The organism is Streptomyces sp. NPDC093591, from assembly GCF_044764885.1.
Classification (GTDB): Bacteria; Actinomycetota; Actinomycetes; order Streptomycetales; family Streptomycetaceae; genus Streptomyces.
Map to the genome: position 1 here is coordinate 201,693 of NZ_JBIWIY010000019.1, position 13,256 is coordinate 214,948.

Consider the following 13,256-nt stretch of genomic DNA (forward strand, 5'->3'; position numbering starts at 1 on the left):
GTGCAGCGCTGGCGTGGCTTGGAGGACATCCCCGAGGACTGGGGGCGCAGCGTCGTCACCATCGGCTCCTACGACGGGGTCCACCGCGGGCACCAGCTGATCATCCGGCATGCCGTGGACCGCGCCCGTGAACTGGGCGTTCCGGCCGTCGTCGTCACCTTCGACCCGCACCCCAGCGAGGTCGTCCGCCCCGGCAGCCACCCGCCCCTGCTGGCCCCGCACCACCGCCGCGCCGACCTCATGGCCGAGCTGGGCGTCGACGCGGTGCTGATCCTCCCCTTCACGACCGAGTTCTCGAAGCTGTCGCCGGCCGACTTCGTCGTCAAGGTCCTGGTCGACAAGCTGCACGCCAAGGCGGTCGTCGAGGGCCCCAACTTCCGCTTCGGCCACCGCGCCGCGGGCAACGTGGACTTCCTCGCCGAACAGGGCAAGACCTACGACTTCGAGGTCGAGGTCGTCGACCTGTACGTGACCGGTGAGGCGGGCGGCGGCGAGCCCTTCTCCTCGACCCTCACCCGGCGCCTGGTCGCCGAGGGCGACGTCACCGGCGCCGCCGAGATCCTGGGCCGCCCGCACCGCGTGGAGGGCGTGGTCGTACGGGGTGCTCAGCGCGGGCGAGAGCTCGGCTTCCCGACCGCCAACGTCGAGACGCTGCCGCACACCGCCATCCCCGCCGACGGCGTCTACGCCGGCTGGCTGCACGCCCAGGGCGAGGTGATGCCGGCCGCGATCTCCGTCGGCACCAACCCGCAGTTCGACGGGACCGAGCGCACGGTGGAGGCGTACGCCATCGACCGCGTGGGCCTGGACCTGTACGGCCTGCATGTCGCCGTCGACTTCCTCGCCTTCGTCCGTGGCCAGGCGAAGTTCGAGTCGCTGGAAGCCCTGCTGGAGCAGATGGCCGAGGACGTGAAGCGCTGCCGGGAGCTGATCGCGGCGGCCGAGTAGCCGTCCTGCGGCCGACGGTTCCACGACGGTCATACGACGCCGAAGGGCGGCCGGTGCCTCAGGCACCGGCCGCCCTTTCGTGGTCCACGGGCTACTGCTGCGTCCAGCCGGGCGGTACGACGCCCTGCTGCTGGTTGTGCTGACCCTGCTGCGGATCCTGCGGCGGCGGCGCCTGCTGCTGCCAGCCCTGGCCGGGCGCGGGCTGCTGCGGGGCCTGTCCCCAGCCCTGACCCGGCTGCGGGGCGCCGCCGGGCTGGGCGTAGGGCTGCTGGGGCTGCTGCTGCGGGTACTCCTGCTGGGGCGGGTAGCCCTGCTGCGGCTGCTGCTGGTACTGCATGTTCGGGTTGCCGAAGCCCTGCTGGGTGCGCGCGATGTCCTCGGCGATGAGCGCGGCGAGGTCGAAGTAGGCCTCGCGGGTCTTGGGACGCATCATGTCGAGGTCCACCTCGGCACCGGCCGCGAGGTGCTCGTCGAACGGGATCACGACGACACCGCGGCAACGCGTCTCGAAGTGCGCGACGATGTCCTCCACCTTGATCATCTTGCCCGTCTCGCGGACACCGGAGATCACGGTGACCGACCGCTGGACGAGGTCGGCGAAGCCGTTCGCCGACAGCCAGTCGAGCGTGGTCGAGGCGCTGCTCGCGCCGTCCACCGACGGGGTGGAGATGATGATCAACTGGTGGGCGAGGTCCAGCACTCCGCGCATCGCGCTGTAGAGCAGACCGGTGCCCGAGTCCGTGAGGATGATCGGGTACTGCCGGCCCAGCACGTCGAGCGCGCTGCGGTAGTCGTCGTCGTTGAAGGTGGTGGAGACCGCCGGGTCCACGTCGTTGGCGATGATCTCCAGACCGGAGGGCGCCTGCGAGGTGAAGCGGCGGATGTCCATGTAGCTGTGCAGCTGCGGGATCGCCTGCACCAGGTCACGGATGGTCGCGCCGGTCTCGCGCCGGACCCGTCGGCCGAGGGTGCCGGCGTCCGGGTTGGCGTCGATCGCCAGGATCTTGTCCTGACGCTCGGTGGCGAGGGTGGCGCCGAGCGCCATGGTCGTCGTGGTCTTGCCGACGCCGCCCTTGAGGCTGATCACCGCGATGCGGTAGCAGGACATCACCGGCGTACGGATCAGTCCCAGCTTCCGCTCCCGCTCCGCCGCCTCCTTCTTGGCGCCGAGCTTGAACCGGGACGGGGCCTGGTTGTTCTTGCGGGCCTTGGGCTGGTTGCGCAGCAGCCGGTCGGAGGAGAGCTCCACGGCGGCGTTGTAGCCGAGCGGCGTTCCGGGCGCGGCTTGCTGCTGCTGGGGAGCGCCGGGGCCGGCCTGGGGGCCGGGAGGGGCGCTCCAGCCCTGGTTGCCCTGGGCGCCCTGGTTGCCGTACGCGGCGGGCGGCACAGCGGGGTTCTGCTGAGGCGCGGGCTGCTGCGGCGCCTGCTGCTGGGGCTGGGCCGGGGGCTGCTGCTGAGGGGCGAGCTGCTGCGGCTGTGCGGGCTGCGGGTAGCCGTACCCGGCCTGCTGGGGCGGGTAGCCGTAGCCGGGCTGTGCGGGGTGCTGAGGCTGCTGGGGGTAGCCGTATCCGTCCGCCTGCGGCTGTCCGGCCTGGGGGTGCCCCGGCTGGGGTTGTCCGGGCTGCGGCTGACCGGCCTGCGGTGCCTGCTGGGGGTAGCCGTAGCCGGCGGCCTGCGGCTGTCCGGCCTGCGGTTGACCGGGATGCGGCTGTCCGGGCTGAGGCGCCTGCCGCGGGTCGGCCGTGGGCTGTCCGGCCTGCGGCGCCGGGTAACCGGCCTGCTGGGCGGGGCCGAACGTCCCCTGCGGCGGGGTCTGGTGCGCCGGAGGTGCGGGCTGCTGCTGGGCGGGGGGCTGGGGGTAGCCGTATCCGCCCGCGTGTGCGGCGGCGGCTTGGGCGGCGGCGGCCTGTGCGGCGGCAGCCTGGGCAGCTGCGGCCGCGGCCTGCTGGTCCGGGTGCCCCGCCTGCGGCGGCACGCCCTGGCCGGGGTGCGCGGGCGCGAAGCCCTGGGGCAGCGGGGGAAGCGGCTGCCCGGGCTGGGGCGGCGTGGGGGCCTGCCCGGTGGGCTGCGCCTGCGGCTGCTGTCCCTGAGCCGTCGCCGGGTCCGCGGGGGCGGCGGGGGCCGGCGCGGTCGGTGCCTGAGCCTCCGCCTCTCCTTCCGGCGTCGCCGCGGCGGCCTCGGAATCGGCCTGCGCGGCGGAGTCCGCGTCGGCCTGGGCGGTCGCCGACCCGTCGCCCTCGGCACCGGCCACGGAACCGGTGGAGTCACCCGACTCCGCCTCGTCGCTCCGCGCCTCCGGCTCCACGTCGTCGTCGGCACCGCCGAACAGCAGCGCCGCCTCGGCGTCCGCAGCGGCGTGGTTGAGCTCGGGCTCCGGCTCGGCCACCGGCTGTGCGGGGGCGGGCTGTTCGGGTGCGGGCGCCGCCGGGACACCGGCCGCCGGGGTGGCGCCGGCCTGGGCGTCCGTGTCGACCGGACGCAGCACGGGGAAGCCGGGTGCGCCGGGCGGCTGGGCAGGGGTGTGCTGCTGGGGCGCGGCGGGCGGCTGGGCGGGCGCGCCCTGCTGCGGGGCGGCGAAACCACCCGAGGTGTCCTGCTGGGGCACGCCGAAACCACCGGACGTGTCCTGCCCCGGCTGCGGCGCACCGGCTCCGGCCTGCTGGGGATAGCCGTACCCGCCGGCCGCGGGGGTGCCCGGCGCGGACTGCTGCTGCGGGAACCCGTAGCCACCCGTGGCGGTGCCCTGCTGGTGCGGGCTGGGCGTGCCCTGAGCCGGAGTGGGCTGCGCGGGCGGGGCCGACTGCGGCGGCTGGGCGGGCTGCTGAGGCACACCCTGGGCCGGCGGCTGCGCCGGTGCGGGTGCGGGCGGTGCGGGAACGCCGGGTGGCCCGGTGGGCGTCCCGACGGGCGAGCCCGTCGGAGGTGGCGGCGACGGCCGGTCGCCGTCCTGCTGTCCACCGGCCGAAGAACCACTTTGCGTACTTTGGGCGTACCAGGCGGGAGGTGTGTAGACGATTTCGAACTCGCCGGTGAGATCCACCTCGTGATCGTCCCCGTCCGAGGAAGGGCTCCCGCCGTTGTACTCGGACCGATCCCTGTTCACTGCTTGCCTCCTGGTCAGCCACTGCTGCTGAGCTGGTCGTCGTCGCGGCCGGGCGGACCGAGTGGCTAGTCCCACGCGACTGCGATCGTCACCGCACCACCAGAAGCCTAATCACTCGCATGGCGGGACGGAAAAGCCCCCACGGGCGTGGACGCCGTAGCCCCGGTCGTGTGGACGTAAGTGCCGCATGGGCGCGGACGGAAAGCCCCGCGGGCGAGGCCCCGTTCGCGCCCCGCCCGAAGACGACGACGTGTCAGTCCATACGACGGGCCACGCCGAGCAGGCCCGTCTCCGCATCGGTGGGTTCGGTCATGACGAACTTCTGATGCTTGCGAGTGCACCACAGGGCGACGCCGTCGTGAAGGGTCGGCAGGTGCTGGAGTTGCTCCTCGGGGATCCCGAGCGTGTCCCGTACTGCCTCGGTCTCGTGGGGAGAGATGCGCTGGATCCCTACCAGATGGGCCTGAGCCAGCCAACGCGGCGCATGCTCACTGACGAACGGCAGCACCGTCACCACGGCCTGCCACGGCACGGACGTCACCCGCCCGCGCGGCGGGCGGATGCCACAGTCCCGGAACAGCACCACCGGACTCGAGACGGACGGCCCCTGCGCGGGCACCCGTCCCACCGGATAGACCGTCACGCACTGCTGGCCGCCGCCGGCCGCCTGGGCCAACTGCTGCCACGCCTGCGGACGTCCGGTCTCGACGCCCACGCGCGCGCCCGTCGCGGCGGCACGCAACGCCAGCACCTGGGCGAGCCACAGGCCACCCACGAGCACGACGTCGAAGGCGGTCGGACGGGACAGACCGAGCACGGCCGGCTGCTGTTCCGGGTCGGTGCCGATGATCACGCCGTCGTCACCGATCGGCATGCTGATCGCCGCGAGCTCGTCGGCGGTGACGACATGGCGGTTGCGGCGCGGCCCGCGCAGCCCGAACCCCGGGCTGACGATACGGCGTTGCTGCTGCGGTGCCTCAGGCTGCCGGCCGATGATGGGGATCATGCCGGTGTCGGTGGGCGAGGCCACGTGTGCCGGAGTGCGCCCGGGGGCCCGGCCCTGCTGCCCCGGGGGCATGGTCGAGGAGGGGTGGGACATCAGTACGTACCTCCGAGCGGCAGAGTGGCGAGAGCACCGGGGACCTGCTCCCGGTCGAGACGGACCAGACCGACCTTCGCGGCACTCGCGGCCCGCTCCAACTCCCGCCCCACCTGGCCGACTTCACTGTCACCGCGAGCGGTGACGCGGACGTGCCCGGTGAGGGCGACACCGCGGTTGCCGGCCTTGCTCAGGGTCATGCTGAACGTCGTGGCGAGCACCGGCAGCGAGGTGAACCGCGTGACCAGTTCGGGCAGCGCCACACCGCCGCTGCCCAACTGCGGCCAGCGGGAGACCCAGTACGTCGTGTGGTACCGGTCGTCGACCCGCCAGGTCCGCACCGACTCGACCGTACGGCGCTGGGACTGCCGCCCGTCCTGGGCGTGCTGCGCGTTGGCGCGCGGGTTCAGACAGCTGGACGTCGCCAGCGCCTGCACCAGCTCGGTCTCGTCCAGGATGGTCGCCTTGAAGCCGGCCCCGGCCAGCCGGCTCGCCAGCTGGTCGGCCACGCGCAGCAGGGCGCGCTGCGCGCCGGGAACGCCGTCCCCGCGGGCCTGGACGGCCTCCGGGCACAGCTCCGGGTCGAGCTTGAGGGCGACCCAGGTGAGCCGCAGGGCGGGCGAACCGGACTGCGCCTGGAGGGGGCCGTACGACCGCGCGGCCAGCGACTGCTGCGGCAGATGCGGCGCCGGCGCCGGCTGGGTGTGCTGCACGACCTGCACGGAGGCGAGACGGATCCCGTCGACCTCCAGGGCGTCCTGGATCAGCCGCAGCGGCAGCTGCCGCTCGCCGGCGCCGGGACGCAACGGCTGGTCTCCCGGCTGCACGAACAGGACGGCGGTCAGGAAGGACCCGTCGCCGATCATGCCGATCGAGCGGTCGTCACGGGAGACGAAGGAGTACGTCCGCAGGGCGGGGTCGCATTCCACGACCGCTGCCAGCATCGCGTCGGTCCCGGGCGGCACGGGCTGCTTGGCGTCGCGCCGGCGCTGCCTCAGCGCGCGGGTCGTCTCGTACCACTCGGGCAACGGACGGCGACCCCGGCGCAGAACCGCCAGGAGCAGCAGCAACGCCGCCACGACACCGGCCGGTACGAACAGCCAGGACGTGTCGGCGGCCCAGGCGGCCAGCATGACCGCCATCGCGAGCTCCACCAGGATGAGCTGCTGCAGCCGCACCGGGCCCAGACCGCCGGGGCGCGGCAGCGTGCGCGGCGACGCGGCGACGGGGGCGGCCGGGGCAGCCGACGAACGTCTGCCGCCCGGACCCCCCTGTTGCTGCTGTGCGCGGCGTCCGCGCCGAGTGCTCGTAGCGCTGGTCATCCCCCGGGACATCCCTTTCGCGAAGTTAGTGGCCGTTGTCGGGCGGACCCTCTGTCCGAGTGGTCTCCGAGAGGTCTCCGAGATCCCGGCGACGGGCCAGGGGCACCGATGGCCCACAACATCCATGCGGGTGGCTCACGGTACCCGCTGCGGAACACCGGGCGACACAGGGGACACCCAAAACCCAGGTGGTCAGCCTGTCATGGACCGGCCTCGCGTGGTGGAGCGCTGTCGTGAAGCTCTGTGAAGATGCGGGGTCGGCCGCACACCTGATGGATCGTCGTCCCGTGGCGCAGGGCATAGTAGGTGCCTGCGCGGCCGAATCGGCCTGTCGAGCGCGGCAGAATCGGCTTGTCGAGCGCGGTCGAACGCATCGCGAGCGCGGTCCAAGCGTGACGATCGCGGTCGGAGGGCGGCGATCGTGGTCGGAGCATGACGATCGCGGTCGGATCATGTCGATCGAGGTCGGAGCGTGGCGATCGCGGTCGAAACACCACGACCGTGATCGAAGCGTCACGACCGCCATCAAGCGGTACGGACGTGGCAGACACGACAGACATGGTCGACGCGGCACGCGTGGCCGTGGCCGGAACATCGCAACACGATCGAGCATCACAAACGGGAGAAACGGGGACCATGGCAAAGCGTCGGGATGAGCTGGCCGCCTACACGTTCGCTCGCAAGCGCACCGTCGCGGCGTTCCTGGCGCCGTCACCGGGCGGCTCGGAGGAAGGCGCCCCGCGTCCCATCCGTACGGTGATGCCCAGCCTCGGAGTGGGCCTGGTGCTGGTGCTCGGCTTCATCGCCTGGGGCGTGATCAAGCCCACGGCGCCCAAGGGCTGGGACACACCGGGCGAGTACATCATCGTCGACAGCGACTCCACGACGCGGTACGTGGTCCTCGACCCGAACCCGAAGGACAGCAAGGTGGAGAAGGTCCTCCACCCGGTCCTCAACTACGCCTCCGCGAAGCTGCTGCTCGACAAGGGCAAGGGCACCGTTCTCGAGGTCCCCGGCAAGGAGATCGACAAGAGCGGCATCCGGCACGGCGCGACGATCGGCATTCCCTACGCCCCCGACCGGCTGCCCTCCAAGGAGGACGCGGAGACGCCGAAGACCTGGGCGGTGTGCGAGCGTCCGACCCCGGGATCGGAGACCGGCGCCATCGACCGTGCCGTCTTCGTCCTCGACGCCGACGACGCCAAGTCGCTGAACAACTCGGGGAAAGTCGGCCCCAGCGAAGCTCTCTACGTCGTCGAGCGCCAGACCGGTCGGCAGTTCCTGGTCGATGGCAAGGGCAACCTCTTCCTGCTGGGCGACGCGGCGGGCCTCGACGAGGGCACCATGGCGCTGCTGCGCAACGCCGTCGTCGGCCGGGATGCCGAGCCGCAACCGGTGAGCCGTGAGTGGCTGCGCACCCTCAACGAGGGCAGCGTCATCACCTTCCCGACGATCCCGAACATCGGCGAGGCGACCACGGTCCAGGGGCTCCCCGCCAACGCGAGCACGGTGGGCCAGGTGCTCAAGGCGCAGGACGCACAGGGCGAGCAGTACTACGTCGTCCTCAAGAACGAGGTCGCCGCCATCACGCCCTTCGTCGCGACCCTGATCCAGCAATCTCCCGACGCCGACAAGGCGTACGGCCAGGGCGGGATCGAGGCCATCAAGGTCGCCCCCCAGGACATCATCACGGCCAACAACGGCCCGGCGAACCGCTTCTACCAGAACAAGGGCTGGCCCCAGACCATTCCGCAGCAGGCCAACCCCGCCACCACGGCGAACGGCGAGGCCCGCACCACCTCGTGCAGCGTCTACGACGGCACCATCGGCGAGGGCAACAAGCCGCAGCTCGCCGCCTGGGCCGGGACGGCGTACCCGAAGAGGGTCATCGCCGACTCGCTCAGCGCCTACGTCTCGTCCGGCTCGGGCCTGCTCTTCACGGAGGTCACCGGCGCGGCAGCGGGTGGCGGTGGGCAGTACCTGCTGACGGACACGGGCCTGCGGTACTCACTGCCGAAGACCAACGACAGCGCGGCGAACGCGGAGGAGAGCGGCAGCGGCTCGTCCTCGGACGCCTCGGGTGCTTCGAACGGTGACGCGAGCGAGACGGACAAGGCGCGCACGCGGCTGGGTTACGAGGACGTCTCCCAGCCCGCGATCGTGCCGCAGACGTGGGCGACATTCATCCCGAAGGGACCCATGCTGGACACCGGAAGCGCGGCGCAGGAACAGAGCCAGTGACCGCCAGTGACCTGACCAACAGGCTTGCGGCCAGGCGCACTTGACAGTAAGACGGTGCACGGGTCACAAGATGATCGCTCAAGTGTGTGAGCCGTGTAACTGATTGGGCTTGTCTGTGGCCTGGTGACAGGCTGACGATAGAGTGTTTGCAGCGCTCAACGGTGCGAAGCTTCTCCGGGCACCAGTGCAGGTTTCCCGGATCAACGACGACATGGGGGAAGGTTCATCATGGCCGGCCAGTTCCGGGTAACAGAGGACGAACTCACCAAGCTCTCCGGTGACATCAACACCGTCAACGGCCAGCTCCAGGGCGAGATCCGCCGCCTCAACGGAGTGATCGACCAGATCGCCGGCGGCTGGAAGGGCCAGGCGGCCCAGTCCTACCGCCAGCTCCAGGACCGCTGGAACGCGGACGCGAAGAGGATGAGTGACATCCTCAACGACATCAAGGAAGCCGTGGACTCCACGCGGAGCAACTACTCGGCGTCGGAAGAGCAGCAGAACTCCGAGATCAGCAAGATCATGTCGGACTTCGGCTGATCGAGCCGTTTGGCCCGAAGTTCTCCACTTCTCCTGACTTCCGCAGACTTCCTTCGATTCTTCCTGAAAGGGAACGACGATGTCGATCCTCGTCAATTACGCAACCATCACCAACGCGTCCACGGACGTGAAGTCCACCGCCGGCCGCATCAAGCAGCAGCTCGACGACCTCGAGGCCGCGGTCAAGCGTGTCGCCCAGTCCTGGGAAGGTGAGGCGCAGGAGGGCTACCAGCGCAAGCAGCGCGAGTGGGACCAGACCGCCGCTGACCTGCACTCCACCCTGCTGAAGATCTCCACCGCGCTGCAGAGCGCGGCCGAGAACTACCAGGCCACTGAGAAGAGCAACGCCAACACCTGGGCCTGAGCCCGTCGGCGGCCCGAGGGGCATGAGATGAAGAGAATCGGCCCAGCTGACGCCACGGCGTTGGCTGGGCCGAGCTCTGCTTCGGGGTCGTGCACGACTTCTGCAGGGCTGCACGCAGCAAATCCCGCAAATCTTCACACGTATCGCTTTCTCCGATACGTGCGCCACACCAGCCGCATCCAGCACATCCATCACATCCACATCCATCACATACACATGACCCAGCTTCGAGAGAAGCAAGGAAGCCCTGGGGGCCTGAACATGGGGGGCCTGAGCGTGAAGGGCCGGACAGCCCGCTCGCGTAGCCGTAACGGTGGAACCCGCGCACTGCAGCGGGTTTTTGGCGTGCTCGCGGTGACCGGTATCTGCTGCGCGTCGGCTCCTTTGCCGGCATTCGCCGCCCCGTCGCCGATGACGAGCCTCACGGCCGCGGGCGTTCTTGGTTCGAACGGCACCGTCTCGTCCGGTGGTTCAAGCGGGACTGCCCCGGCCGGCACGGAGTTCGGCCTGGCGGACAGCACGGAATGCGTCTTCGGCGGCAAGGTCATCAAGTCCACGCCGTGGTCGCTCCAGCGGATCCTGCTGGACCAGCTGTGGGGACAGGCCACGGGCAAGGACGTCACGGTCGCGGTGATCGACACGGGTGTCGACGCCTCCAACCGCCAACTGACCAGCGCCATGGCCCCGGGCAGCAAGTCCTTCGTCGACGGTGCCGCCACCAAGGACATCGAAGGTCACGGCACCCGGGTCGCGGGCATCATCGCGGCCCGCCCGCTCAAGGGCACGGGCTTCGTGGGCATCGCACCGGCCGCCAAGATTCTGTCCCTCCGGTACACGGGCGGTCAGGAGAAGCAGGGCAACGCGGGGACCATGGCCGACGCGATCCGGTACGCGGTCGCGCAGGACGCGAAGATCATCAACATCTCCTCGGACACCCAGAACAAGAAGGACGACCCGACCCTCGCGGCCGCCGTGGCGGACGCGGTGGATGCGGGCGCCCTGATCGTGGCAGCCGCCGGCAACGACGGCGCCGACGGCAAGCTCGCGAAGACCTACCCCGCGGCCTACGACGGCGTCCTGGCGGTGGCGGCCTCCGACCGCAACGACGAACGCGCCCCCTTCTCACAGTCGGGCGACTTCGTCGACGTGGCGGCACCGGGCGTCAGCATGGTCTCCACGGTCCCCATCGGCGGCCAGTGCACCGCGGACGGCACGAGCTTCGCGGCGCCGTACGTCGCGGGTGTCGCGGCCCTGCTGAAGGACAAGTACCCGACCTGGAACGCCGCCCAGATCGCCACCCGCATCGAGGAAACCGCCCAACGCCCGGGCCGCGAGCCCAACCCGTACATCGGGTGGGGCGTCGTCGACCCGGTCGCCGCGTTGCAGGAGGAGTCGACCCCGGGCGAGTCCCCGAAGCCGGATCCGGCGGTTGCGCCCGGCGGGGGCGGGGTCGTCCCGATGGCTGTGACCATGGGGGAGAGTGAGGCCGAGCGGGAACGCCGGGTAGCCATCTATGTGTTGGGCACGGGGATGGCTCTGGCGTTGGTGGTTGCGGGGAGTGGGGTGGCTTTGCGGGATTGGCGTGGTCGGCGGGGTGCGTTGGCGGGACGGGCTGGGCGGTCCGGGTCGTCCACGCCGTCCATCAGTCGGCTTGGGCGATGATTGGGCACCGAGTGGGTGCTGACAACTTGAGAAACAGGGGAGAGGACAACGGGGTATGAGTAACGGGATGCGGGTTGATCTGAGCGCGCTGGATGAGGTGATCCGGAAGCTGTGGACGCTGCTGGATGACATGGACAAGGCGGGGCAGACGTCGCGGTATAACACGGAGATCCCAGCGACCGCGTTCGGGAACACCGCCATGTTCCTGGAGGCGGGCGACCTGCACGCCGCACACCATGAGGCGAAGGCTCAGCTTGAGAGCGCTATCGAGGGCCTGCATGGCCTGATCGATAAATTCGGCAAGAGTACTTCCAAGGTGAAAGACAAGTACACCGAGCAGGAGTACGCGAACAAGCAACAAATGGGCGGTGACTCTGGGGCCCCGAAGGGCAAGTGGGACTAGCAGTTCCGGATCGAGAATTCACCTACCAAGGGGAGGAGTTCAAAATGGCTGGTGACAAAGACCTGCCCGCGCCCAAGATCGAGGGTGACGTCTGTGTTGCGGACCCGGGGCGGCCTCAGACCAAGACTCAGTTCATTGACTACTCGCTCAAAGAGCTCAAGCAGATGCTTGAGGGAACCAACCCGGGGGCGATCGAGGAGGTAGGCCGTCACTGGGGCAAGGTCAACGAAATTCTCTCTGGCGGTGAGGGCGGGGGAATTGCTGGCCTGCTCGACAAGGCAGTCGACAATGTCTTGGAGCACTGGGAGGGCGAAGCAGCCACAAGTTTCGAGAAGAAGGCTCGCGAAATCTCGCAGAGCCTCCGAAATGCAGCTTGGCATGCGGATCTCAACAGCTCTCAGATGGCCGATGCCGGCTCACAGTTGCGCAACTACAAGGAGCAACTGGACAACATTGAGGAACCCAGTGGCTGGGCCAAGGTCGGTGACGCGCTCAGTGACTGGAAATGGGACAATGGTGAAGCTGTAGCCAGCGATCTCCAGGACCGCAAGCTAACCGCTAAGGAAGTAGCGGAAATCAACGAAGGCAAGATCGGAGCGAGCCGCGAGGCCCAACTCAACGGTGTTGCCGTCATGGAAAACCTGGGCGCGCAGTACATGCGCATCACTCGGAACTTCCAAAACAACAAGGTAATCGAACACCCCCCCGGTAATGTCAAGGACCCCAACCGGGAAGTGGAGTACCCGCCGCCTGTCACCCCGGTCGGCATTGGTGCGTCACGACCCAGCGGTTCGGGAGCCGCTAGTAAGCCGTGGAGCGCGGGACGGACCACCAACGTGAAGCCGGCCCCTGCCGTGCCTCGTGACGGAGGGATCACCGGAGGTGCTCAGGTCCCGTCGGCCAAGACGAAGGTGGACAGCATCTCCCCTGGGCTGACCGGAACTGGTCCCGGTACCAATACTGGCGGCCCCAGCCTGAGTGGGGGCGGTGTCGGGACCGGCGGGTCTCAAAGCCCGGGCATTATGGCTCCCGGCGGAGGCGCCGGAGCCGGGCGTGGCACGGCAGCCCGGGGCGGCATCGGTGCCGTTGGCGGTCGTGGGGGTGTTTCGGGCGCCGGGGCGGCAGCAGGCCGCGGCGCCGGAGGCCGGTCGGGTATGGGCGGCATGGGTGGCGCCGGGGCAGGTGCAGCCGGCCGAGGCGGTGCTGGCGCGGGCGGGCGGGGTGCTCTCGCTAAGTCCCGTGGTGGTGTGGTCGGCGCGGCCAAGGGAATCACCGGCAAGGGCGCCGGTGGCGGCGCAGGCCTGCACGGCAGCCGCGGCGGAACCCAGCGCGGCGCCATGGCGGGCGGTGCCGGGGGCATGGTCGGTCGCAACGGCCGACGGTCCGAGGACGAGAACAGCCGGGGCGACCGTCCCGACTACCTGGTCGAGGACGAAGAGACCTGGATCTCGGAAGAGGACCGCAACCGCAACGTACCGCGGACTATCGAGTAGGCGCATGGGCGAACCGCACGGCGACGACCGTGCGGTTCGCCCGCATGTAAGGCTGGCGAAACCAGTCGTAGTTGAGTGAGG

The 13,256-nt window shown here is 70.1% G+C and carries 10 protein-coding genes; 7 read left to right on the forward strand and 3 right to left on the reverse strand.

Annotation, left to right across the window (positions count from 1 at the left end):
- Complete coding sequence (locus tag ACIREI_RS35445) at positions 1-948, forward strand: bifunctional riboflavin kinase/FAD synthetase (protein WP_403341885.1); 948 nt, start codon at positions 1-3, stop codon at positions 946-948.
- A 91-nt stretch (positions 949-1,039) separates the two neighbouring features.
- Here the strand turns inward: ACIREI_RS35445 and ACIREI_RS35450 are convergent, their stop codons facing one another.
- The 3 genes from ACIREI_RS35450 to eccE form a co-directional block, all read right to left on the reverse strand.
- Positions 1,040-4,051, reverse strand: coding sequence for an SCO5717 family growth-regulating ATPase (locus ACIREI_RS35450; protein WP_403341887.1), 3,012 nt, complete (start codon positions 4,049-4,051; stop codon positions 1,040-1,042).
- 253 nt (positions 4,052-4,304) lie between these two features.
- Positions 4,305-5,150, reverse strand: a complete 846-nt coding sequence (locus tag ACIREI_RS35455) for a hypothetical protein (protein WP_403341890.1) — start codon at positions 5,148-5,150, stop codon at positions 4,305-4,307.
- Positions 5,150-6,472 carry a type VII secretion protein EccE gene (eccE, locus tag ACIREI_RS35460; protein WP_403341893.1) on the reverse strand — a complete coding sequence of 441 codons (1,323 nt, stop codon included), beginning with the start codon at positions 6,470-6,472 and terminating at the stop codon, positions 5,150-5,152. Before eccE ends, ACIREI_RS35455 begins: the two co-directional genes overlap by 1 nt.
- 636 nt (positions 6,473-7,108) lie before the next feature.
- Here eccE and eccB point away from each other — a divergent pair.
- From eccB to ACIREI_RS35490, 6 genes are all read left to right on the forward strand, one after another.
- On the forward strand, positions 7,109-8,713 hold the full coding sequence (gene eccB, locus ACIREI_RS35465) for a type VII secretion protein EccB (protein WP_403341896.1): 1,605 nt from the start codon (positions 7,109-7,111) through the stop codon (positions 8,711-8,713).
- A 228-nt stretch (positions 8,714-8,941) separates the two neighbouring features.
- The gene (locus ACIREI_RS35470; protein WP_274243955.1) at positions 8,942-9,253 is read left to right on the forward strand and encodes a WXG100 family type VII secretion target; all 312 of its coding nucleotides are present in this window, start codon (positions 8,942-8,944) and stop codon (positions 9,251-9,253) included.
- Positions 9,254-9,332: 79 nt separating this feature from the next.
- The gene (locus ACIREI_RS35475) at positions 9,333-9,617 is read left to right on the forward strand and encodes a WXG100 family type VII secretion target (protein WP_403341898.1); all 285 of its coding nucleotides are present in this window, start codon (positions 9,333-9,335) and stop codon (positions 9,615-9,617) included.
- A 411-nt stretch (positions 9,618-10,028) separates the two neighbouring features.
- Positions 10,029-11,279 (forward strand): type VII secretion-associated serine protease mycosin, encoded by a 1,251-nt coding sequence (gene mycP / locus ACIREI_RS35480; protein WP_403341901.1) that lies wholly within the window; start codon positions 10,029-10,031, stop codon positions 11,277-11,279.
- Between the two features lie 55 nt (positions 11,280-11,334).
- Complete coding sequence (locus tag ACIREI_RS35485; protein ID WP_403341904.1) at positions 11,335-11,682, forward strand: hypothetical protein; 348 nt, start codon at positions 11,335-11,337, stop codon at positions 11,680-11,682.
- Positions 11,683-11,726: 44 nt separating this feature from the next.
- Positions 11,727-13,175, forward strand: coding sequence for a WXG100 family type VII secretion target (locus tag ACIREI_RS35490; RefSeq protein ID WP_403341907.1), 1,449 nt, complete (start codon positions 11,727-11,729; stop codon positions 13,173-13,175).
- Positions 13,176-13,256 lie beyond the last annotated feature (81 nt).

Bases quoted from the DNA above. Each gene is read 5' to 3' on its own strand.
- ACIREI_RS35455 (WP_403341890.1), bottom strand. From the start codon at position 5,150: ATGTCCCACCCCTCCTCGACCATGCCCCCGGGGCAGCAGGGCCGGGCC.
- eccE (WP_403341893.1), bottom strand. From the start codon at position 6,472: ATGACCAGCGCTACGAGCACTCGGCGCGGACGCCGCGCACAGCAGCAA.
- eccB (WP_403341896.1), top strand. From the start codon at position 7,109: ATGGCAAAGCGTCGGGATGAGCTGGCCGCCTACACGTTCGCTCGCAAG.
- ACIREI_RS35470 (WP_274243955.1), top strand. From the start codon at position 8,942: ATGGCCGGCCAGTTCCGGGTAACAGAGGACGAACTCACCAAGCTCTCC.
- ACIREI_RS35475 (WP_403341898.1), top strand. From the start codon at position 9,333: ATGTCGATCCTCGTCAATTACGCAACCATCACCAACGCGTCCACGGAC.
- mycP (WP_403341901.1), top strand. From the start codon at position 10,029: ATGACGAGCCTCACGGCCGCGGGCGTTCTTGGTTCGAACGGCACCGTC.
- ACIREI_RS35485 (WP_403341904.1), top strand. From the start codon at position 11,335: ATGAGTAACGGGATGCGGGTTGATCTGAGCGCGCTGGATGAGGTGATC.
- ACIREI_RS35490 (WP_403341907.1), top strand. From the start codon at position 11,727: ATGGCTGGTGACAAAGACCTGCCCGCGCCCAAGATCGAGGGTGACGTC.